The organism is Shimazuella soli (assembly GCF_022511585.1).
In the GTDB taxonomy this organism is placed as follows: domain Bacteria; phylum Bacillota; class Bacilli; order Thermoactinomycetales; family Thermoactinomycetaceae; genus Shimazuella; species Shimazuella soli.
In genome coordinates this window covers 121,982-143,727 of the sequence record NZ_JAKWBN010000005.1, presented here as the reverse complement: position 1 = coordinate 143,727, position 21,746 = coordinate 121,982, and the positions used below count along the sequence as shown (strand labels likewise).

The 21,746-nt window shown below is 37.6% G+C and carries 21 protein-coding genes; 8 read left to right on the top strand and 13 right to left on the bottom strand.

The window, feature by feature from the left end; all coding sequences use genetic code 11:
* Positions 1-46 precede the first annotated feature (46 nt).
* On the bottom strand, positions 47-883 hold the full coding sequence (locus MK805_RS12650; RefSeq protein WP_240876257.1) for an EamA family transporter: 837 nt from the start codon (positions 881-883) through the stop codon (positions 47-49).
* Positions 884-1,749: 866 nt separating this feature from the next.
* On the opposite strand from MK805_RS12650, the gene MK805_RS12645 reads away from it, so the two are divergent.
* On the top strand, positions 1,750-3,000 hold the full coding sequence (locus tag MK805_RS12645; protein ID WP_240876256.1) for a copper resistance CopC/CopD family protein: 1,251 nt from the start codon (positions 1,750-1,752) through the stop codon (positions 2,998-3,000).
* Positions 3,001-3,020: 20 nt separating this feature from the next.
* Complete coding sequence (locus MK805_RS12640; protein WP_240876255.1) at positions 3,021-3,632, top strand: YcnI family copper-binding membrane protein; 612 nt, start codon at positions 3,021-3,023, stop codon at positions 3,630-3,632.
* Between the two features lie 32 nt (positions 3,633-3,664).
* Here the strand turns inward: MK805_RS12640 and MK805_RS12635 are convergent, their stop codons facing one another.
* The 3 genes from MK805_RS12635 to MK805_RS12625 form a co-directional block, all read right to left on the bottom strand.
* Complete coding sequence (locus MK805_RS12635) at positions 3,665-4,426, bottom strand: pirin family protein (protein ID WP_338057503.1); 762 nt, start codon at positions 4,424-4,426, stop codon at positions 3,665-3,667.
* A gap of 154 nt (positions 4,427-4,580) precedes the next feature.
* Positions 4,581-5,003 carry an organic hydroperoxide resistance protein gene (locus MK805_RS12630; protein WP_240876254.1) on the bottom strand — a complete coding sequence of 141 codons (423 nt, stop codon included), beginning with the start codon at positions 5,001-5,003 and terminating at the stop codon, positions 4,581-4,583.
* A 23-nt stretch (positions 5,004-5,026) separates the two neighbouring features.
* Entirely contained in the window at positions 5,027-5,470 is a 444-nt protein-coding gene (locus MK805_RS12625; protein WP_240876253.1) for a MarR family winged helix-turn-helix transcriptional regulator, read from the bottom strand.
* Positions 5,471-5,760: 290 nt separating this feature from the next.
* On the opposite strand from MK805_RS12625, the gene MK805_RS12620 reads away from it, so the two are divergent.
* The 5 genes from MK805_RS12620 to MK805_RS12600 all read left to right on the top strand — a co-directional run bounded on the left by MK805_RS12620 (position 5,761) and on the right by MK805_RS12600 (position 10,343).
* Entirely contained in the window at positions 5,761-7,527 is a 1,767-nt protein-coding gene (locus tag MK805_RS12620) for an HSP90 family protein (protein ID WP_240876252.1), read from the top strand.
* A 2-nt stretch (positions 7,528-7,529) separates the two neighbouring features.
* A complete protein-coding gene (locus MK805_RS12615) occupies positions 7,530-8,579 on the top strand; it encodes a hypothetical protein (RefSeq protein WP_240876251.1) in 1,050 nt (349 codons plus the stop codon).
* 366 nt (positions 8,580-8,945) lie between these two features.
* On the top strand, positions 8,946-9,440 hold the full coding sequence (locus tag MK805_RS12610; RefSeq protein WP_240876250.1) for a DinB family protein: 495 nt from the start codon (positions 8,946-8,948) through the stop codon (positions 9,438-9,440).
* A 15-nt stretch (positions 9,441-9,455) separates the two neighbouring features.
* On the top strand, positions 9,456-9,761 hold the full coding sequence (locus tag MK805_RS12605; protein ID WP_240876249.1) for a putative quinol monooxygenase: 306 nt from the start codon (positions 9,456-9,458) through the stop codon (positions 9,759-9,761).
* A 27-nt stretch (positions 9,762-9,788) separates the two neighbouring features.
* A complete protein-coding gene (locus tag MK805_RS12600) occupies positions 9,789-10,343 on the top strand; it encodes an RNA 2'-phosphotransferase (RefSeq protein ID WP_240876248.1) in 555 nt (184 codons plus the stop codon).
* 31 nt (positions 10,344-10,374) lie between these two features.
* Here MK805_RS12600 and MK805_RS12595 read toward each other — a convergent pair whose 3' ends face one another.
* The 9 genes from MK805_RS12595 to MK805_RS12555 form a co-directional block, all read right to left on the bottom strand.
* Complete coding sequence (locus MK805_RS12595; RefSeq protein WP_240876247.1) at positions 10,375-10,806, bottom strand: hypothetical protein; 432 nt, start codon at positions 10,804-10,806, stop codon at positions 10,375-10,377.
* A gap of 145 nt (positions 10,807-10,951) precedes the next feature.
* On the bottom strand, positions 10,952-11,992 hold the full coding sequence (locus MK805_RS12590) for an oxidoreductase (RefSeq protein WP_240876246.1): 1,041 nt from the start codon (positions 11,990-11,992) through the stop codon (positions 10,952-10,954).
* Positions 11,993-12,011: 19 nt separating this feature from the next.
* The gene (locus MK805_RS12585; RefSeq protein ID WP_240876245.1) at positions 12,012-12,692 is read right to left on the bottom strand and encodes a response regulator; all 681 of its coding nucleotides are present in this window, start codon (positions 12,690-12,692) and stop codon (positions 12,012-12,014) included.
* Entirely contained in the window at positions 12,689-13,861 is a 1,173-nt protein-coding gene (locus MK805_RS12580; protein ID WP_240876244.1) for a sensor histidine kinase, read from the bottom strand. The genes MK805_RS12585 and MK805_RS12580 overlap by 4 nt, the downstream gene beginning before the upstream one ends.
* An 81-nt stretch (positions 13,862-13,942) precedes the next feature.
* Positions 13,943-14,368: an ABA4-like family protein gene (locus MK805_RS12575; protein ID WP_240876243.1), complete on the bottom strand. Its 426-nt coding sequence runs from the start codon at positions 14,366-14,368 to the stop codon at positions 13,943-13,945.
* A complete protein-coding gene (locus MK805_RS12570; protein WP_240876242.1) occupies positions 14,365-15,225 on the bottom strand; it encodes a hypothetical protein in 861 nt (286 codons plus the stop codon). The genes MK805_RS12575 and MK805_RS12570 overlap by 4 nt, the downstream gene beginning before the upstream one ends.
* Before the next feature lie 1,065 nt (positions 15,226-16,290).
* The gene (locus MK805_RS12565; protein ID WP_240876241.1) at positions 16,291-17,439 is read right to left on the bottom strand and encodes an MFS transporter; all 1,149 of its coding nucleotides are present in this window, start codon (positions 17,437-17,439) and stop codon (positions 16,291-16,293) included.
* Between the two features lie 244 nt (positions 17,440-17,683).
* Positions 17,684-18,181 carry an RrF2 family transcriptional regulator gene (locus MK805_RS12560; protein ID WP_240876240.1) on the bottom strand — a complete coding sequence of 166 codons (498 nt, stop codon included), beginning with the start codon at positions 18,179-18,181 and terminating at the stop codon, positions 17,684-17,686.
* 425 nt (positions 18,182-18,606) lie between these two features.
* Positions 18,607-21,132: a tetratricopeptide repeat protein gene (locus MK805_RS12555; protein ID WP_240876239.1), complete on the bottom strand. Its 2,526-nt coding sequence runs from the start codon at positions 21,130-21,132 to the stop codon at positions 18,607-18,609.
* Positions 21,133-21,300: 168 nt separating this feature from the next.
* Between MK805_RS12555 and MK805_RS12550 the strand changes: the two genes are divergently transcribed.
* Positions 21,301-21,684 carry a tautomerase family protein gene (locus tag MK805_RS12550; protein WP_255724634.1) on the top strand — a complete coding sequence of 128 codons (384 nt, stop codon included), beginning with the start codon at positions 21,301-21,303 and terminating at the stop codon, positions 21,682-21,684.
* Positions 21,685-21,746 lie beyond the last annotated feature (62 nt).

Below are 21,746 nucleotides of genomic sequence, written 5' to 3'. Positions count from 1 at the left end.
TTACGATAACAGATTAGAAAGACTCTAAAGCATAACATCGGACAAATCATCCACCCAACTTGATCAGAAGAATCCCCAAGATCAAAATACCAATGCCAATGTAATGGTTTTTCTTCAACTCTTCTTTAAAAAATAACCAGCCTATCAACGTTCCAAAAGCAATACTCAACTCTCTGGTCGCAGAGACATAACCTACTGGAGTAGATTGTAAGGCAAACTGCGTAACGGCATTTGCTCCGAAAGTCAGCAATGCTCCAACAACCGCTTTACCCTTGTATAAAAGAAAAACTCGTTTATATTCCCGAAAAGAAATACGATCCATCATCATTTTCCCTAACAAAATACCAATAAATACAATGTATTTGAATAACATCCCAGACATCATAGCAGCACCCATGCTGTCGAAAGTGATCGCACCTCCATTGATCGCACCAGCGAGAAAAGCCCAGCCTGCTCCTGTTTCCAAAGTAAACTTTCCGCTAAACTGCATCAATAAAATGCCAGCGACAACGAGGAGAATGCCACCAAAACCAATCCAGGTAAGGGCTGCTCCAAGAAAAAAGGATAAAAACGTAGATACCAAGGGCCCTAATCCTCGAACGATCGGATAAGCATAACTAAACGGCAATTGCCGGTAAGCATGAGCTAAACCCCAAAAGTAGATGAGTTCACAAATAGTACTGCCTGCCATATAAAAATACGCTTCCCATGGGATGGGTTGTTGCAACAAAAGATAGATGGCTAGGGGTAAGTAAAGAATGACAGCAAGGCCTATGATGATCGTGAAAAACGTGTCTTTTTCTGTTACTTGTTTCGAGATAGCATTCCACCCTGCATGACCCAATGCCGAAATCAATAATAAGGACAAAATATACCCAGTCAAACGACCAATCCTTTCTCATTTATTAATACTTTTTTCTTGACAAAAAAATAAATCCATGTTATTTCATTATAATTGTGAAGAATTACAAATAAAAGCACCTTTCTCGCATCCAAACATCATAAAATTCATAAATTTTTATTAAAAATAATAAAATGACTTTATTGATTTTTTATTAAGATTATTATTTATTTTTTAAATTTTAAACTCGCATCTTTACAAAAAATCAACAATTCTCTGGCTTGTTAGTACGTTAAAGCAGAACATCGTCTTATTTTGAAAACGATATCTTTTATGTAAGGAATGAAATCATCATAAAATAAAAAAATACAATCGGCAGTTTTTTTGAAAATTTACAAAAAAGGGGTAGCATAATTTTGATGGTTGGTCTATAATAAAGGTGACTTCACAACCGTGAAGCTACCCGAACACTAGAGGAGCTGAGCTCTATAGTCCGAACCTCTTAGGAGGAAATCATGCCTTCAGAGACCTGCAGCAACTGCAACAAGAACCACGGCGCGGCGGGTTGCACTGACCCCAAGCCTGTCCGTGGGCGCTGAGATCTGAGAGGAATCGGGATTAGGATGGACGATCATCCTAGCACAAGTCCGCGCTCTCATCAATACGTTGATTCGGTAATGATGAGAGTGCGGACGAGCAAAAGCAAACACTTCATGTGTTTTATATAAGAGAGGAAAAGGGCTAGTAGAGATACTAGTCTTTTTTCGTTGCGATCAAACAGTATCAGGATGGTATACTGCGATTTAAATTTGCAAAACGCAAAAAGGATAGTCCTTTTGAGTCATATCAAAAATGAGATGATCTTCTATAATAAAGAAGACAAGTTTTTACATTTAGGTGGTCTTTTCATGCCAAAAAAAGCAGCATTTCTATTATCCTTATTTATTTGTTTCCTTGGATTCCTTATGCCTGGTCGTGTATTTGCCCATGCATATCTGCTCGATAGCAGTCCCAAACAAGGGGAAACGACAAAATTAGCTCCTAATGAGATTCAACTGCATTTTAGCGAGCAAATAACACCCGATGTGCTAAGTCTTACAGTGAAAAATCCAAGGGGACAGTCACTGCCAATCTCGATAAAGCTTGCCCCAACTGATCCATCTCGCGTAATTGCATCCCTTCCCAGCCTTACGAAAGGTACGTATACCGTCAACTGGTCGGTAATTTCCGAAGATGGCCATCCAGTGAGCGGAAGTTATTCTTTTGCATTTGGAGAAAAAGTAGCCACGACAGCAGGAGGAAATGAAACCTCACATCCGATCTCAACAACGATGCTTATTCTGCTCCGTTATCTAAATGAAGTCTGGCTGCTGGTCTGTGCGGGATTTGCCTGGGTTTCTTTTTTTGCGGAAAAACATCAGTTACCTGTCTGGACAGAGAAATCTAACCGTCTTATCAAATGGATTTCGGCTCTTCTTTGGTTTGGATTTCAAATCGCGATCTGGTTTTTGTACGCATCGGAACTGCCGCAAAACTTGTTAAACAAATGGTTATGGCAAGGACAGTTCACATCCCTTGTACTTGTTCCATTTGCAATCGTCTTACTGATACAAGCATTTCTTTATATCTTGCTGTGCCTTCCAAACATGGTCAAAGGCTGGTATCTGACCTTATGGGTATTAATCACAGCAACTAGTGCTTTTAGCGGGCATGCTTGGTCTAGTCAGTCCATCCATTTAGCCTTGATCGTCAGACTCTTTCATATCTGGTCTGGAGCACTGTGGCTCGGAGGGCTCACTTATCTGCTATGGGTCTGTATCCACTATCAAACAAAACTTGGGGAAACGCTGCGAAAGTTTCAACCTTTTTTCTCTCGAACAGCATTCATAGCTGCTAGTTTATTGATTTCAAGCGGCTTATTACTTGTTACGGTTCAAACAGATTGGTCTAAAGTATGGACATTTCAAACATTTTGGAGTCGTTTTCTGATCATAAAAATATTACTTGTCATCGGAATGCTCTTATATGCAGCACTTCAAAACCGCCATTGGATATCCACTGCGCTGCTTGAGCGGGATTCCCTGCGAACAGAAGTCATACTTGGTTGCATCGCATTATTACTTGGTGTTTGGATGAGTCAAATCGCTTATCCCATCTAATGAAAAAGGAGTTTATTTCATTGAAAAAATATCATATCCCTATGACGTTATTCGTTTTATTTACCTTTTTTGGATTTACAAGCATCGTCGATGCACATGTTACCGTTTGGCCCAAAGAATCAACAGTCGGCGCTTATGAAAAGTATACTGTCCGAGTTCCATCCGAAAAAGACAGCAGCACGACGAAAGTACAATTAGAATTTCCAAAAGATGTGCAGGTAGAGACCGTAGAACCTGTATCAGGTTGGAACTATCAATTCGTCAAAGGTTCCGATGGCCGCAATACCGGTATCATCTGGACAGCTACAGGGGATGGAATCAAAGCACATGAATTTTTTGAGTTTCCGTTTATCGGAGCAAACCCAAAACAAGCAACATCTGTCTCATGGAAAGCTCATCAAACGTATGCAGATGGTACCGTAGTTGACTGGACTGGTGCTCCTGAAAGTGAAACACCTGCATCTGTCACCACCATTAGTCCCAAATCAGAAATGAATGAAATGGATCATACGATGAATATGAATCCGCAGACACCAGATAAATCTAGCTCCTCCTATCAGTGGATCGCCATTATCCTTGCTGTTCTATCGCTTTTGCTCTCCCTCATCAGCCTATTTCGTAAAAGAACATAACAAAAAGTCTCTCTTCGATTTAGAGAGACTTTTTACCATTTTGGGTAAAGCTTATAGTCTGTTTTACTTGGTACTTGAATGAATATCATCCGTAACTCAGAATCTGTTTTCAGTTGATAAATACGCTGTTCATCTGCTTCTAAAACAATAAAATCTCTCTCTTGAAAATAAGTCCAGTCATCCTCTTTCCAACTACCCGTTCCCCGCAGGGCTAGTGTCGCTAAAACATATCCTTCTGGAACAAGATGTTCATAAGTACTGCTGCTCGATAGTTGTACATCCCACATTTGAACATCAGTAGTTAAAAGAACAGGTGAACCGCTGCCAATAATATTTTTAATCCGCACACCATCTTGTTCAATAACAGGAAAATCTGTCGATTCAAATTGATGATAAGTTGGTTTCCTTTTCATTGCTTCTTGAATAAAAGGTTCAAACCATATCTGAAATGCTTCCATATCAGGTCCGATGAATCTCTCTTCATGAGATACACCAGATCCCGTCTGCATGACTTGTAATCCACCAGCACCTACGACACTTTTCGTTCCCAACGTATCCCCATGTTCTGCCTGACCATGTACCACATAAGTGATAATCTCAAATGCTTGATGGGGATGCAGCGGAATATACCCTTCCTGCGCTGCTTGAGCCCATGCCCAATAAAATAAAGGACCAATTCGTTTGACTCCTGATCCTTCCCCAGAAAAACCAATTGGTTTTTGTTCTGTAATTTTACCACCATCAAAACTGCCAACAGCTTGTTGAGATGGACGATAAACACTTATACCCATCATGACACCTCATTGTTTTTTATAAAAAATTTAAAATAAGTACAACCACTTACTTTTATTTAGTATATATCATTAACTTACTTTTGTGAAGTTACTTGTTTTATCCAAGAAAAAACAAGCTACAGATCTAGTTAATCTATAGCTTGTTTTGCTATATTTATTCTACTGCATTCAACACAACATCAATATTTCCACGAGTGGCTTTGGAATAAGGACATACCTGATGAGCTGCTTCTAACAACTCTTGTGCTGTCTCTTTATCTACTCCAACGATTTGTACATCTAGCTGCACAGCTAGTCCAAATCCACCATCTGTATCTTTGCCGATGGAAACATTCGCTGTGACTTTAGTACTCTCTACTTCTTTTAAACGTTTTTTTCGGATGACGAGGTTAAGTGCGCTATCAAAGCAAGCAGAATAACCAGCTGCAAATAACTGCTCAGGGTTTGTTGCTTCTCCACCTGGGCCGCCTAAGGACTTAGGCATTTTCACTTCCAAATCAATCACACCATCACTGGATACTACTCGACCATTACGACCACCTTCAGCAGTCACTTGCGCTGTGTATAGAGATTCCATTCTATATTCCTCTTTTCCTTTTGTTAATCTTTCAGATTATGCAATTGCCCAAGCAATGCTTGTAAGCGACGGAGCATATCTTTGGTCTCTTCCACTGTCAATCCACTTTTTGCAATGAGTTCCTCAGGTATGCAATAAGCTTTCTCTTTTAAGGTTTCCCCTTTTTCCGTCAAACTTACTAAAACCGTTCGTTCATCTTCCTTCGATCGAAAGCGATTCACTAACCCATTTGCTTCCATTCGCTTTAACATCGGGGTAAGAGTACCTGAATCTAAGTAAAGTTTCTTTCCAAGTTCTTTTACAGTAGATTGTTTTTGCTCCCATAATACAAGCAGTACCAAGTACTGGGGATACGTTATTTCTAAAGCATCCAATAAAGGACGATAGAGTCCGATAACTTCACGAGAACACGCATATATCGAAAAACAAAGCTGTGAATCCAGCCGAAGCATATCTTCTTTGTTCATTTTCTTTCTATCCTCCAGAAACTGCTTCGTAGTTTATTCCTACTAGCAAAACAGCCACCTTCTTCAAAATAAATTTTAGGCAATTAAGTTGCGCACAATTAAAATATCACGTTCTATTCCTCTTGTCAAGAAAAGGGTTGATGATGGCTAATAATCTTTTCTATTGTTTCCAAAACAAACTAGAAAAAACACCCAATTAGCCTAAAATTAATTAAATTACTGGTTTGATCTAAGTATTTATAATAAAATTAAAATCAACATTTATTTGCAAATCACAAGGGAGATATAAAATGGATCAATTTCATTTTAAAGTAAACCTCAAAGGGATGATTGATCTGCTTTCCAATCATCTATACAGCACCCCGCAGGTATTCGTTCGTGAATTGATACAAAATGCTGTGGATGCGATCACAGCACGTCAAAAAATAGAAGCTTCTCATCAAGGGAAAATTGGATTAGAGTTATTCTCTTCTCCTGGTACTCTCCCCACTCTATATATTGAAGATAACGGAATTGGATTAACAGAAGAAGAAGTGCATCATTTTCTTGCACAGATTGGACAAACATCCAAAAACCGAGCAGAAGATCAAGACTTCATCGGTCGCTTTGGTGTCGGGTTATTATCTTGTTTTATCGTCAGTGATGAAATTGTGTTGCTCACTCGTTCTGCTAAAGAAAACAAAACAATTGAATGGCGTGGTAAGCCGGATGGGAGCTATACCATCCAAGTATTGGAACAGGAAATGGAAACAGGCACAAAGATTTACCTTCAGAGCAAACGCGGCTTTGAATCCTACTTTACAAAAGAAAAAATACAAGAAATGGTTCGCCACTATGGTGAATTTCTTCCTTTTCCCATTCACTTTTATGATGATAAGCCAATTCGATTGAACAGCGATAAAACCCCATGGGAAATGACGACGGAAGAAGCACTTTCTTATGGAAAGAAAAAAATGCAAATCGATTATCTCGATGCGATTCCCTTGTATTCACCTGCTGGAGATGCTAATGGTGTAGCCTACATCCTTCCCTATTCGATAAGAATCAACGCCAAAAAACAGCATCTTGTCTATGTGAAGCAGATGTTATTATCTGAAAAAGTAGAAGGAATCCTCCCAGACTGGGCATTTTTTGTCACGAGTATTCTCAATGTCAATTTACTAAAACCAACTGCGTCCCGTGAAGAATTTTCCAATGATGAACGCCTAAAATTGGTTCAACAAGAATTAGGAGAATGTATCAAACGATATCTCATTCAACTGAGCAAAACCAACGTAAATCAATTTAAAAAAATCATCGAAATTCATTATGAGTCCCTTAAGTTCTTGGCGCAAGAAGATGATGAATTATATACACTCTTCATCGATTGGCTGCCATTCAACACCTCTTTTGGACGACTGGCTATGAAAGAAATTCGAGAGTATTCCAATACCATCTTATATACCTCGAATATGGATGAATTTCGACAAATCCACCAAGTAGCCAAAGCTCAATCCATCTGCGTGGTAAATGGTTCTTACATGTACGACACAGAACTATTAAGAAAACTGCCAAACGTATTTACCGATTATAAAGTAAAACACATCAATTCTAGTTCTTTCATGTATAATTTTACAGAGTTATCGCTGGAGGATCGAAGAAAAGCATATGATTTTATCGAATTAGCAAACAAAGTTCTACAGCCCTACCAATGTACAGCGGAAATGAGAAATTACCAGCCTGATGATCTGCCGGCACTTTATACAACTAATGAGGAAGCACTTTTTATTCGTACAACCGAACAAACAAAAGAAAAAGCCAACGATTTATTTTCTTCGATTATCACTCAACTGACCAATAACAAGATAAAACCTAGTTTTGCCCAATTATGTTTTAACTTTCAAAATCCAACGATCCAAAAAGTGATCCAATCCACCAATACATCCCTCAATGAATTGATCGTAGAGATGCTATATGTACAAGCGTTGCTACTCGGGAACTATCCTTTGAAAAAACAAGAATTTCAATTACTTAACAAAGGTTTGATCTCGTTTATTGAGCGAGGGTTAGGAGAATAACGATGATAGAGAAATTTGAAGATCTTTTGGAGCAATCTTATGATGCACCTCATGGCAAAGTAAAAATCGGCATCTTGGAAGAAGCGATCCGAATTGCAGATGTACACTTAGGTCCAGAGGAACAATTCGATGCGAGAATGTTATTAGTCGATACTGCTATTTTCTCTGGGCATGGTGAGAAGGCCATCGTGGCATTCGCTTGGTGTCTTGCGTATTATGATAAACATCCAGAAATGGCCAATGACCATCAAATGATGTGGAATTATAAATGGGTTGCCGATCGCCTCCTTTTGTTCCCAGATATCGAACTTGCCAAGGTAGAAGCGACACTCGAAGATTTAAGAAAAAGATTTATTCAATCTGGACATGGACCTCACTACTATTACTATCTCAAACATGTTTTAGCGATGAACCTGGAGAAAACAGAGGAAGTAAAACACTATTATGAAAAATGGATAGCAGAACCAAGTGATTCACTGTCTGATTGTCATGCTTGTACACTTGCAAACAAAACGCAGACGCTTCTTTATCTAGGAAAATTAGAGGAAGCCTTAGACGTTGCACAGCCTATATTAGCAGGAAAAGTTTTTTGTCATAGTGTTCCACATCGGACCTATGCTGATTTATTACTTCCTCTTTTAAAGGCAGATCGCAAAGCAGAAGCTGATACCTATTATCAAAAATGTTATGAGCTGATCTATAATCAAACTGGATTTCTTGATACATCTATAAAGCTATTTACGTATTTGGCCATTACCGATACGCCAAAAGCAGTCTCGTTTTTAGAAAAATACTTTAAAGATGCATATGAAACAGATGAATCTATTGTCAAATTTGATTTTTATATCGTTGCGACAACCATCTGGGATATATTAGAGGAACAAGACTCAAAAACGATCCAGTTGCCCGATTCCGTAAAAATAGAAGACATCAAACAAGAAATGGGAAGACTGGCAACCCTATTTGATGAACAGAATCAAACAAATGTTTATACCAACAAAATAAAAAGAGTCCAAACGGAAATACAAGGACTCCAAAAAATATTTCAATAGATCATTCGCCCTGACCATATTTGTCAGGGCAAAACTGTTTGACACTCCTTACGGCTAAAGCCGCAGGATTCTTGGGACGATAGCCTCATGACTATTTCATTACCAAGCTAACCCCGTGAGCCCCACGGTTTGCTTACAGTATGGATAGTCCTACTGCTTGGTTTTCGCATTTCAAACTATCCAATATATGTAATTACAGATAGTTTATCACCAGAATATATGTCTGTAAATATATTTTTTGAAAAAAGTGTTAAACTTGTAAAAACTGACCTTCCAACGCTCGTTTTCATCACACTATTTAAATCAAGGGTTTTCTACTCGCAATTCTAATATAATAAAAGAAAATAGTTAGGGGGAATTACATGCATGTTTGTTACCATAAAGCAATTTCAAACCGAGTTTATCGAACACGCCACCAATACACAAAATCTGTTTAATGCCCTGACAGATGAATCACTCGATCAAAGAATTACAGAGGATCACCGCTCATTAGGAGAACTCGCCTTGCATATTATCGCTTCTTATAATTTCATCGGATTACTTGGATTATCTACACCAACCTTCGAACTAGATGAAGCTAGGTTATCTGCTGAATACATTCAAGCAGAGTACAATAAAATGATAAATGCGGTGTTACGAGCGGTTGTAACGGAATGGAAAGATAAAACATTAAAAAAGAAAGTAAGCATAATGGGAGATGAATTACAGAACGGTGCAGCACTTCGGTTTATCATCAATCATTCTATCCATCATTGCGGCCAAATGACTGTTTTGATGAGACAAGCAGGTTTACGCATCCCAGGATTATATGGTCCAACAAGTGATGATTGGGTAGAACAAGGAGAAACACCTCCAATATAAAAGGAGCCAAGTGACATGGACAAGTTCGGTCAGTATGTGAAATTTATTACGCATGAAGGAAAAAGAGATGAGCTTGCTCAAAATCTACTACAAGTGGCTGAGAACATGCATATGGTAGAAGGTTGTAACCTTTATGTTATCAATTTATCCACAGAAGATGAAAATACATTATGGGTCACAGAGATATGGTCGAATAAAGAAGCTCATCAAGCCTCTCTCTCATTGGAGGGGAGCAAAGAATATATCGCTGCTAGTCTCCCTCTAATCAAACAAGTAGATAAGGTAGAGCTGAAACCATTAGGTGGCTTTGGCTTAAACTAGATAAAACATTTTAAAGAAGTGACAGAAATGGATGACAGAAAATTAAAGAATACCAGTAAGTTCCTCAGTTTAATCCTGCGACACCAGCCAGAATTAATTGGTATAAAATTAGATCAGAATGGATGGGTCAGTGTTTCCGAGTTGTTAACAGCATGTAAAACAAAAGGTAAGCTCATCACCATGGAAGAATTAGAATTTATCGTAGAAACCAATAATAAAAAAAGATTTTCATTCGATGACAAAAAGCTTCGAATACGTGCAAATCAAGGACATTCGATAAAGGTCGATCTAGGATATAAACCCAAATCTCCACCGGATCTTTTGTACCATGGAACTGCAAAACACTATTTAGAGCAGATTTTTAAAACGGGTTTACATAAAAAATCCCGTCATCATGTTCACCTCTCACTATCTCCGGAAACAGCAAAGGATGTAGGAAAACGTCATGGTGTTCCTGTTATCCTCACCATCTATGCCTACCAAATGGCACAAGATGGATATCTCTTTTATGTATCAGAAAATGGAGTCTGGCTGACTGAACATGTACCGCCAAAGTATATTTTACAAAAAGACAAAAGGTAATCAATCACAGCCGATGATTACCTTTGTATTTTTAATTTGGATTCACTTCAGAAAATATGTTGGTGCTTGTCCGAGAATCAGAATTAACAAACTTTAAGCGGTAGTATTGTCCTGAAACGGTATTTGGAATATAAAAATAATTGTACTTCATAAGTGTTCCGTCTGATCCTTTATTGCAATAAACTGTTCTCGTTCCGCGAGTCACCCAACCGCCTGATATTTTCCTCTGCAAATACATCGTTTGATATTTGCCTTTTGTGTTCGTACAATAAGCCCTAATACCAAGTCCTCCTTTGATATATTTAAAAGGAGCTGAGGTATAGGAAGTTTTGTAAGTTTGCATAGCAACTGTTTTATACGCGGCAAACGCTACCGTATGAGGGAGAAAAACAATAACAAATGATAGAAACATTGCCGTCAAATAGGCAGCGAATATTCCTTTTCTTTTGATTTTTTTGTTCATTTTGTAAACTCCATTCTTTGATGAAAATAAAGATGAATGATACACCTTCTAAGAACTATTATAAAAGAAATTCAATTTTCTTACACCTGCATTTATTTCAACGGGATAAAACAGAAACTCCCTTGAAAATAGGGAGTTTCTGTTTCTACTCTGACAAATAAATTGCTTTTTTCTGCTCACTGCTTAACTTTGCCAGCTCTATCAACTTTATGGTTAACAAACCTTCCTCTGCTGTAACAGGAGAGGCTTTGCCTTCTTTTATATGCTCATATACTTTCTGATAATAGGTCAGATAAGAACCTGGAATCGTTTTCACTCTTTGCGTCTCTGATCTGCCTTCTTTTTCTATGGTCAGTTCCCCATATTTGGCGGGATCATCTTCTCCCCAATCACTGCTGTTCGGTTTCTTCCCAGCTTTTAATGCTTCCTCTTGGCAGTCCAGTCCATATTTTATAAAACTACCTTTTTCTCCATGAACAATATATTTTAAATCATGTGCTGGAACTACGGAACCTGCATGTAAAATCACACGCAATGTATCGTAACCTAGCACCACATGAAAATAATCATCTGTTACTGCCTGATCTCGTTGATGAAGAAGATCAGCCTGTACAAACTGAGGAGGTCCAAATAGATGGAGTGCTTGATCGATTAAGTGGGAACCAAGATCATAAAGGATTCCTGAACCTACTCCTTCTTGCTCTCTCCAACGCGCTTGCACATCTGGTCGATATCGATCAAAGTGAGCTTCATACGTACGAATTTCTCCCAATACTCCTTCCGTTATAAGATGTTTTACGGTCAAAAAATCGTTGTCCCATCTTCTATTTTGATAAACACTGAGCATTACATTTCTCTCTTTTGCTACCTCTAGTAACTGCTCAGCTTCTTCTACCGTATTCACCATTGGTTTTTCCAAAACTACATGCTTTCCAGCTAGCAAAGATTGTTTGGCCATCTCAAAGTGAAGTAAGTTAGGAGTAGTAATAACTACCAATTGTATGCTTGAATCATCTAAAATTGGTTGAAGATCAGATACTACTTCAACATTACCAAGGTCTTGATGCACCTTCTCTGGGTTGGATGACAGCACCTTGGTGATCTCAAAGTTTTCCAATACTTCTAGCAAAGGTGCATGAAAGGTAGCCCCTGAAAATCCATATCCAATAAGCCCTACTTTAATCATATAACACCCTCTTTTCTCTTCATTTTTTCTCTTCTACATTTTCTGACAAACCTGCTTTCAAAGCAAATAACGCTGCTTGTGTCCGATCCCGAATTTCTAATTTCTTCAATATAGAAGAGAGATGATTTTTTACGGTACCTTCACTGATATACAACCTACTTGCTACTTCTTTGTTATTAAAACCACATCCCAAAAAACCAAGAACTTCCTTCTCTCTACTAGTAAGCTGGTCTAACCTTTTTTGTGCTGCATCATCTAGTATATTCTCACTTTTTTTATTTTTATCAGTGAGCTCTTTAATAATCATTCCTGTCACATCTTCTTGCATGACTATTCCACCACGATAGACGCTATGAATAGCTTGGACAATGGCATCTGAAGGCATATCTTTCAGCAAATAACCCTTTGCCCCGGCTTGCATAGCCGAAATGATCAATTCTTTATCATGAAATGTTGTTAACATTAATATTTTCGTTTTTGGATGTTCTGCTAAGATTTGAGTTGTTCCCTGTACGCCATCTAATATAGGCATCCGAATATCCATTAAGACCACATCAGGATGGTATCTTTTTACTAATTGCTTCGCTTCTATTCCATTTGAACCAAGAGCCACTACCTCTATTGTTTGCTCTAACTCAAGAATCATGGAGAGACCTTCCCGCATCAGTCGTTGGTCATCTACAATGATAATTCGGATCATCCCTGAACCTCCTCTCTTTGAACGATGGGAATAACAACTCTTGTTTTAAATCCATTCCCTTTTTCAGATAAAAATGAACATGTTCCGTTCAATTCTTTTACACGATTTTGTATATTCCTTAAACCAAAACCCATATTTACTGACTTACAGCCTATTCCATCATCTTTTATCATGAGTTGCAGAAGATTATCTTCATATTCAATCATAATCCATGCTTTATTTGCATTCCCATGTCTTTTGGCATTGGTTAATGTCTCTTGCAGTATACGATATATGGCAAATGTATACATACGTGACAGTAAAGATGGAGAATCACCTTTCCATTCGGAGAACACTTCTAAATGAGTAAGACGAGAAAAATTTTGGATCAAGCCCTTTAGCCTCTCCTGTAAATCTTCTCCTTCCCAGTCACTGACTCCATTTGCCTCAATAGAAAAGCGAATTTCTTGGTAGATCGACCTAGCCAAACCTTCACTCGTTTCCAAAGCTGCTAAACTCTTCGTTTGATCGATAGTAAATAACTTTCGTGCTGCTTCGAGCTGGAAGACAAGTGAAGTGACGGTATGACCAACAGTATCATGAATCTCACGAGCAATCCGATTTCTCTCTTCTTGCATAGCTAGCTGCTCTACTGTTTGGGCATGCGCTTGCAATTTTTCATAAGATACTTCCAGCTCGTGAAATAAATTTAATGTTTTATTTTTCATGCGATAAGCATATTGAAGCAAACCGCCTGTTACACTTGCAAATAAGACAAAAGAATAATTGATGATAATCTGTATCGTTTGATGAAGAATCAACACAAATTCTAGTAAAATCATAATGATGATAAGGAAAGACCATATGAATGTCACTATTTTCCCATCATGGTATAAAAACAGTCCAACCCCAACTAATCCAATTAGAAGAGGATATGGAAAATCTGATTGATAATAAATGATTCCATAAATCAAACAAATGACAAACTCTAATATAAAAAAAGATAATGCCAAAGTCGGTATACGTAATACCATAATGGTCGAAATAATAAATACACATATAGCCAATACATTAAACCAAATGATCACAGTAGGAAGAAAGAAATTTGTCAAACTGATACATATCATTACAATAAGTCGTAAAACCATCAGTGGAGGGTATGGATTTTCCAATAATTTCCTCGTATTCATTTGTGCTTATCCCCTGTCATCCTAAAACATATCAAGCCTTCTGATAACAGAAGGCAATGAATGATCTACTCTCTATTTACTTTATCCTTTTTGCCTAATCATTTTTACTACCGTATAGCACAAAAATCCAAAAGGTCCAAACATCAAGGTGAAAAATAAGAAAATCGATTGAATTGGCAGCGGTATAATACGATGCTTTTGATTATCTGTAAAAATATAGTGACCTACCAATTGGTCAAAGCATAGCAAATGGATCCAACATATAATAGCCATGTCATTTTGGGACATAAGATGGATAACTCCTGCTGCTGAACGGAAATCTTGGACGAAGCCTAATCCATTTTGAGCGATAAACGTAATAACTCCGATAGTATACAACAAAGCGATGTAGACTAGAACAATCTTCTTTTCAACCAAAAATTTCGTAATTTTCCATTTAGGTAAAAACATCATGATAAGCCAAAAATATACTGCTCCATTTGCTAATAAAAATAATGTGTTGGTCATTTTATTTCGACTCCATTTTCATTTTTATTTTTAAATATTTGCAAACCAATGGTTGCAATTTGATAAAACCACACTGCAGCTGCAATCAATGCTGTAACCAAATAAGGCGTAAAATCAAAGGTGTCATGTCCAGCTATGGCTTGAGCAAGCAAGCTGATCCCCAGTACCAACCAAGCGATACCACCTAGATGAACATATTGCTTTGCTTTTTGATATGGAAGTTTCATATATTCCATTAACCATCCAATGATAGAAATAGTTTGTAATCCATGAAAACCAATAAAATGAAGAACCATCTGATTTGGCATTTCACCTTGCGGCCCTGTTATAACTCCTTGGACAATCATCCAAATCCCTGACAAAAAGCCAATCCATAGGGCAGCACATGCATATCGCATTGCTAAGCGTACTGCTGCATACTCATTTTTATCTTGTCGAAAAACAAGAACCATAAAATATACAAGGCTAGCAATAATAAAAATAGAATCAACGCCTAAAAATATACCTATTAGCCTATCGAACAACGTACCAGCATGCGTAAAACGAGGATCAAATCCCCTCGCATTTTGAATCGTCTCGATCAGATAAGCAATCCAAAATGTAGTGATAAGGCCATATATTACTATTTTCCTCTCTTTTAAACTCACTTTTAAATAAGGAAATAAAATAGCAATTGTTAAGCTAAATATACCTATTGCCAGATTAAACGTAATTGCCTTTGTCCACTCTCCTTCTGGAGGAATTTCATTTCCATAGAAAAGATAAAATACAACACAGAGCAGACTAAGAACGATTCCAGTACAACCTGTCCATACAAGTCCTTTCTCTTTTGTATAAATATTTTTTATGACTGACATAAGAACACACCCTCTCTGTTGCTATTTACAGTCTATGAAAAAGAGGGTTTTTGCACATCAACCGATAGATACAAAATGGTATGACAAACATCACTATTTTTCATCCTTCTATGCCAAAAGTCATAGTTTCCATGCAAACAGGAAAATAATGATGAATACTGCAAAGATCATCATACTCAGAAATTACATAAACAATGCCTCTATTTGTACAAATAGGGGGATATAAAAAATACCACCTCATGAGAAGTGGTTTACTTTGCGGTCTATGGTAGCAACCCTGCCACAGGAAGATAAATAGGAAAAAATTCGGAAATATTTCCAATGGACACGGAAAGTCCAACAACCGTTTTGGCACGTATGGCTCATTTCATTCCCTAAAATTGGGGAATTAGAGAACCTTCCAGAACCCCGATTTTCTTACTCTCGATTGTTTCCTATTTATTCTCCTTAAATCTAAGGCTATAATCAAGATAAAATACGGAATATGCTCGTATGTCAGCTGCGCATCAAAATTTAGAAGTACAGATCGAAGAATAGCAACGTTATGGCATCAATAAATTATTTAACGAAACAATGTCAGGCAAGAATATAAATGACCGCACTGAGTTTAAGCGACTTCTTGAAGTGGTACAACCTGATAATACAGCGGTTAGTTACAAATTGGATGGATGGACGATCTTTAAGAAAATATAGAACAGTAAACTGTCCTGTTTGTAATGATGAACTCCATTTTAGGTTTGGTTATGTTAAGAGTAAAACTGGTGAAGATGAATCAAATGCTATACCGGAAATAGAGGAATAGCAAACTTCCCCTCTGAAATGCTAAATTTCTCAGAGCCTTATTCCACCTTTTCGGGGGGAGGTGTGCAAAAATACCCATGATAGTTCATCCCTGAACCCATTTATTCCTCGAATAGTTCACATACCAAGACTAGGGTTGATTCATTTTACCCCTAGCTTTTTTATTTTAATCTAGTTCTCCGAGTTAAGAAGGAGGAACAGCTATGGTTGACTCTCCTGAACGCTCGTTAACTACCTCTTTATAAAAGATGTAGTTCTACTTCATCATTGAGATTTGGTTCTAATGAAGCATATAAACCCACCAAATAGTGCTGTCGCACCACAAAGAAGCGGAAGTATTCCAAACCCCCAGTTAGTGATCACCCAACCGCCAAATAGGGAACCCAATGTGATTCCTATATACAACGCTGTACTATTCCAAGCCATAGCCATGCCCCGTTTGTCAGAAAATCGTTGCACCAACCAGGATTGAAACGCTGGAAAAAATGCATATCCTGCAAATGCCCAAAAGAAAAGAAGAAAGAATAACCATATACCTGATTTGAACAATAATGCCATCGCTGTAAGTAAAATTCCCAATCCAAGTAGACTGATCATAGAAATCCGACCTGCCTCCCAGCGATCTGCAAATCGCCCACCAGATAAACTTCCTGTTGTCGCACCAATTCCATATGCAACAAGTGCACATGTGATCAAAGTAGGTGAAAAGTTGTTATACTGCCTTAAAGCAGTTCCTAAATATGTGTATAATCCATACATGGATATACCCCAGAGCAATGTGACAATTACATCAGCTATGACCGTTCGGTGAGAATAATATTTTTCACTCTTCCAATGCTCTAATTGAATTGATTTCTTATTTGGCCACACTTTTTGATTCAAGATTGCTAATCCTAGACTGACAACAGACAATCCTCCAAATACAACTTTCCAGCCCACAATCTGAGAAACTAATGATCCAATAGGAGCTCCAGCCCAAAGGGCCATTAGAAGACCAGATCCAACAATAGCAATCCATTTTCCACTTTGTTTTGGTGGAGCAATCTCTCCCGTAATGGCATTAATCGAAGGAATAATTGCTGCTGCTGATAGTCCAGCTAGGATACGACTTGCTATAAGAAAAGGGAATGAAGGCGCCAAACTCGTTAGTGCATTCCCTACAGCAAAACCTAGAAGTCCGATAAAGATCATGGTTCGTTTTCCTATTTTGTCAGCAAGAAAGCCGATCCAAGGTGCTCCAATCACATACATGACTGTGAAGGCAGATACCATCGACCCTGCAATCGAAGGAGTAATTTTAAACTGATGTGCTATGAGTGGAAGTAACGGTGAGACAACAAACAAATCTGTTCCCATGATAAATAATGTAAGCCAACCTATAATCATTCTCCATCTTTGAGTATAATTTATCATCGTTTTTCCTCCGTACAATGAAAATATCATAGTTATATATTTCCTATAATTTGGAAAAATCACTACTGAGCCAATGCAATTACTCGACCTTGAAATCCATTTTCAACTCATACACTTGACATGCCCTATTATGCTCATCCATCTGGATATACCTCCCAATAATAACTAACCCCGCATTTTCCTCCTTCAATTACAGATAAAAAATATAGCCGATATTTTTTATCTGTAATTGAATCCAAAAAAATTACCTGTTGTATAATTTCTCTTTAAACCAACGCTTTTGTTCTTGCTGAATTTCAGGGATATGCTTATCTAAATTTTCGTGAAGCCAGGCTATCGTTTTTGTGCATAGATAATTTTTCAAATGCGACTCAGCTTCAAGCATGACAGAATTAATGAGACACTTTTCACTATAACATTGAAATTTGTTTTCCCGAAAAGGTAAAGTATTATGTCGAATCTCTTTACATTGAAACAGAGAAGCTTCCCCTTGAATGGCTGTTACAACATTCCAAAAGCTAATATCTTCGGGTTTTTTAGCTAGTTCATATCCGCCTTTTACACCAGGGACTGAACGAACAATGCCAGCTTTCACTAATTGTGTGAAAAACTTGGATAGATAACTGTCGGATACTCCTTGGTAAGCTGCTAAATCTTTAATGCCAATCGGAGAATCCGGGGGTAAATTAACCAAATAAACGAGACAATGCAATGCATACTCTACTCCAACACTAAATTGCAATTAGCAATCACTCCTGATTATAGATGATTTTTATCTATAATTAGATTATATACAATCCTCATTTATACCACAATCACAAGATGATACACAAAAATTCGTTCTTTAATAGAAGGAACACTCGCAATTTCGTCTCACCCATACGCACAAGGCTATTACTTACCTGATCTTTGCACAAATCCTTCTACTTCTACTCCTATTCCTTCTATTAGAGAAAAATGGGCGAAAGTCTCACCGCTATGAGAAAAAACGGTCTTTGACATACTGGATATTGCCTATGAGCATACCATGTTGTCTAACAAAGTAGCATAATTTTCAAAAATACGTCTACCTATGCTTATTTGGTTGATTATTTATTTCAAACATAAGATTTTCATCCTTGTTTTAAACTTTTTCCTATCCTAGCTTGATAGGTATGTGGCATACCCCTAACTCTCTAATGCATATGCCACTACCTGTTCTTTTGTCATAGCTTTCCCTAAGTTCCATGCTTCTACAAATAGATCATGATCATAATTTGATTTTATCGTCTTGATTGTAACATCATAGGCTTTCTGAAATTGGGGCATAATAGATGAACCAATTTTCTCACGAATCATTTCCGCAGCTCCCAATAAAATTGCGGTTTTCCGATAATCCCCTATGGTACAGGCCGCACTAGCAAGACCTTCTAATCCTCTAGAGATTACCCAATCTCCTTGATAGCTTTGACAAACTGCAATACTTCGCTTGAAATAAGCCACTGCTTGATTACTATCCTGTTTGTCTAAAAAAATATATCCCAACCCCCGAAGAGGTCCAGATAATTCCCAGTAATCTTTTATCTCCTCAAACAGGAGTACACTCTCTTTGAGGATTTGTTCAGCATGAACTAATTTTCCTTGGATAAAAAGAACATTGCCCAAACAACTTAACGAGCTTGCTAAATTCCATTTATCATTTTGTTCTCTATAATACTGTACACTTTGTTCTGCTAAACTTTCTGCCTTATCTTTATTGCCTTGATGAAGTAAAATTTGGGCAAGTAAGCGGAGATTTGTCGATAGTAAATCATAATATTCAAGTTTTGTGGATTCTTCTACGCTTTGTTTTGCATAAGTATATGCGTCCTCCAGATCTCCCCTTACCCAAAGAAGAATTCCTAACCCATGAAGAATACGAATAGAATCGGATTGGAAAGTTCCTTTATGTAATTCCAATACTTTTTTTAGCCATCTAATTCCTTCATCTAGACTCCCTTCATGTAGCCAATAAAAATACAAACAAGCAGCCATCTTTGAACTAGTACTAATTTGCTTAGGTTGACTTAAAGACCACCCTAATGCTGAGCGAATATTTGGATACTCTCTTCTTATCGTTTTTAATGCAGCATCCCTGTCTTTACTGCGGAATTTTTTTTCTTCCTGTTCTAAAAAACGATGATAATAACGTAAATATCTTTCTAAAACCGACGATTGTTCTTCTTGTGAAGTGTTCCATGTTTCCTTCGCGAATTGCTTAATTAAACCCAATAAACGATAGCGAATTCCTTTATTAGCATGTAACTTATCAATCGAAACAAGCGATTTATTAACTAATTGCCAAACTAAATCTAGCACTTCTTCCTTGTCAATTCGCTCAACAGTATGTCCAGTATCACCTTGTGAGGAGCATACTTCTTCCACTGCCTCTAGACCAAATCCATTTGTAAATACACTCAGCCTTTGTAGTAGCAATTTTTCTTTATTCGTGAGGAGAGAATAACTCCACTCGATGGTCGCTCGAAGTGTTTGATGACGAGAAATCGCCGTCCGTTTTCCAAAGTTAAGTAGTGTAAATAGATTCGATAAACGTTTTTCAATTTGCTTTAAGCTTAATACTGGAGTACGAGCTGCAGCCAGCTCAATAGCTAAAGGGATACCCTCCAATCGTTCACAGATTCGAGCAACTAGTATCCTCTCTTCTAGTGATATCTCATAGTCAGGAATCATAGAGGTTGCTCGTTTCATAAAAAGTTGAATCGATTCATACTCCATTATATCGGTAGAATTTATCTTTTCCTCTTCATTAAAAGTAGGGAAGGTAAGCGGCGGCACTCTCCAAACCGTTTCTGTCTCAATATTCAACGGTTCTTGGCTTGTTACTAAAATCGTTATCTTGGAAGAAACGGTCAATAAGCTCTCAATAAGTTCCGCGCATGGATTAATCAAGTGCTCACAATTATCCAGCACCAATAGTATCTTTTTATCCCGAACCTTTTCCAGAATAGATTCAAGTAACATAGACTCCGGTTTGTTTGTTACACCCAATACAGAAGCAACGATACTCATCATCGATACTAAATCGGTAGCGGAAGATAATTCCATAAGCCACACACCATCTGAATAGGTAGGTACTGCCATAGAGGCTATTTGAAAAGCCATGCGGGTTTTACCTATACCTCCTGGACCAGCAAGGGTAACGACAGGGACATTTGCTAATAATTCCATAATGCTTTGCATTTGTTTTTCACGACCGATAAACCCGTACATTTGAGCGGGTAAATTGGTTTGGACTTTTCTATCCACTACGTTTTTTGTTTTTGGATAAGGTTCTTCTAGTTTATCTATCTTTGATTCTCTATTTATTTTTAGCGAATCAAACCACTGCTCATCAAATTTCGGGTAAACTCGATAATTTTCTTCATTATTATTATAAAACTGACTTACGGTTTTCCATAATTTCATTGCTTCTTGTTTTTCTTGACCAGTTAAAAATATATCTTCCTCTAAAAACAATTGGATCAATTTTTGCAGATTATGAGCACTTGGTAACCGTTCGCCATTTTCCCATTTTTGAACGGTGCGTGTTTCAATACCTAGTTTTTTAGATAGATCAATTTGACGAAGTTTAGTTTGTTTGCCAGGTCTTGCTCTTAATCGTAATCTGCGAATCATTTCCTCTGGCCACTCGTATTCACTATCCTTTCTAGACAAATGCTCTTCCTCCAATCTATGTCAAAAACCATGTATTCTACATCAAGACGAACTAACACGAACTCTCGAAACGAACTTTCATACATTCTAGCATAGTATTCTACTCTGCTACAATCTAGACAAGCAAGAGAGAAGAAATGAAAAACAAAAACAAAGGGGAAATAAAAAATGCCATTCACACGAATTTCACTTATGAAAGGTACTTCTGCTGATTTTCGAAAAGAGATTGGGAATATCGTCTATCAAGCGATGATCGATACCCTAAATGTTCCAGAAAAAGATCGTTTTCAAGTTATCACCGAACATGATCCAAGCGGTTTGATCTATGATCCTGAATATCTCGGAATTCAGCGTACAAACGATATTTTGTTTATTCAGCTTTTCCTAAACGAAGGACGTACTGTCGAAGTAAAAAAATCATTCTACAAAGAAGTGGCGGATAAGCTGCATGAACAACTAGATATCCGGCGAGAAGATATATTTATTAATCTTGTTGAAGTGAAAAAAGAAGACTGGTCTTATGGGAATGGTATTGCTCAGTATGCTATTTAGATAATTTATCCTCTGAATTCGAGAATTTCCAATTATCCCGATATTCAGAGCGACTTTTACAA

Excerpts from the sequence above, each read along its gene's own strand:
- MK805_RS12635 (WP_338057503.1), bottom strand. The coding sequence starts at position 4,426 with ATGATGGGTATAAGTGTTTATCGTCCATCTCAACAAGCTGTTGGCAGT.
- MK805_RS12580 (WP_240876244.1), bottom strand. The coding sequence starts at position 13,861 with ATGAATACGAGGAAATTATTGGAAAATCCATACCCTCCACTGATGGTT.
- MK805_RS12605 (WP_240876249.1), top strand. The coding sequence starts at position 9,456 with ATGGACAAGTTCGGTCAGTATGTGAAATTTATTACGCATGAAGGAAAA.
- MK805_RS12595 (WP_240876247.1), bottom strand. The coding sequence starts at position 10,806 with ATGAACAAAAAAATCAAAAGAAAAGGAATATTCGCTGCCTATTTGACG.
- MK805_RS12590 (WP_240876246.1), bottom strand. The coding sequence starts at position 11,992 with ATGATTAAAGTAGGGCTTATTGGATATGGATTTTCAGGGGCTACCTTT.
- MK805_RS12625 (WP_240876253.1), bottom strand. The coding sequence starts at position 5,470 with ATGAACAAAGAAGATATGCTTCGGCTGGATTCACAGCTTTGTTTTTCG.
- MK805_RS12570 (WP_240876242.1), bottom strand. The coding sequence starts at position 15,225 with ATGTCAGTCATAAAAAATATTTATACAAAAGAGAAAGGACTTGTATGG.
- MK805_RS12585 (WP_240876245.1), bottom strand. The coding sequence starts at position 12,692 with ATGATCCGAATTATCATTGTAGATGACCAACGACTGATGCGGGAAGGT.
- MK805_RS12620 (WP_240876252.1), top strand. The coding sequence starts at position 5,761 with ATGGATCAATTTCATTTTAAAGTAAACCTCAAAGGGATGATTGATCTG.
- MK805_RS12610 (WP_240876250.1), top strand. The coding sequence starts at position 8,946 with ATGTTTGTTACCATAAAGCAATTTCAAACCGAGTTTATCGAACACGCC.
- MK805_RS12615 (WP_240876251.1), top strand. The coding sequence starts at position 7,530 with ATGATAGAGAAATTTGAAGATCTTTTGGAGCAATCTTATGATGCACCT.
- MK805_RS12550 (WP_255724634.1), top strand. The coding sequence starts at position 21,301 with ATGCCATTCACACGAATTTCACTTATGAAAGGTACTTCTGCTGATTTT.
- MK805_RS12565 (WP_240876241.1), bottom strand. The coding sequence starts at position 17,439 with ATGATAAATTATACTCAAAGATGGAGAATGATTATAGGTTGGCTTACA.
- MK805_RS12600 (WP_240876248.1), top strand. The coding sequence starts at position 9,789 with ATGGATGACAGAAAATTAAAGAATACCAGTAAGTTCCTCAGTTTAATC.
- MK805_RS12645 (WP_240876256.1), top strand. The coding sequence starts at position 1,750 with ATGCCAAAAAAAGCAGCATTTCTATTATCCTTATTTATTTGTTTCCTT.
- MK805_RS12630 (WP_240876254.1), bottom strand. The coding sequence starts at position 5,003 with ATGGAATCTCTATACACAGCGCAAGTGACTGCTGAAGGTGGTCGTAAT.
- MK805_RS12575 (WP_240876243.1), bottom strand. The coding sequence starts at position 14,368 with ATGACCAACACATTATTTTTATTAGCAAATGGAGCAGTATATTTTTGG.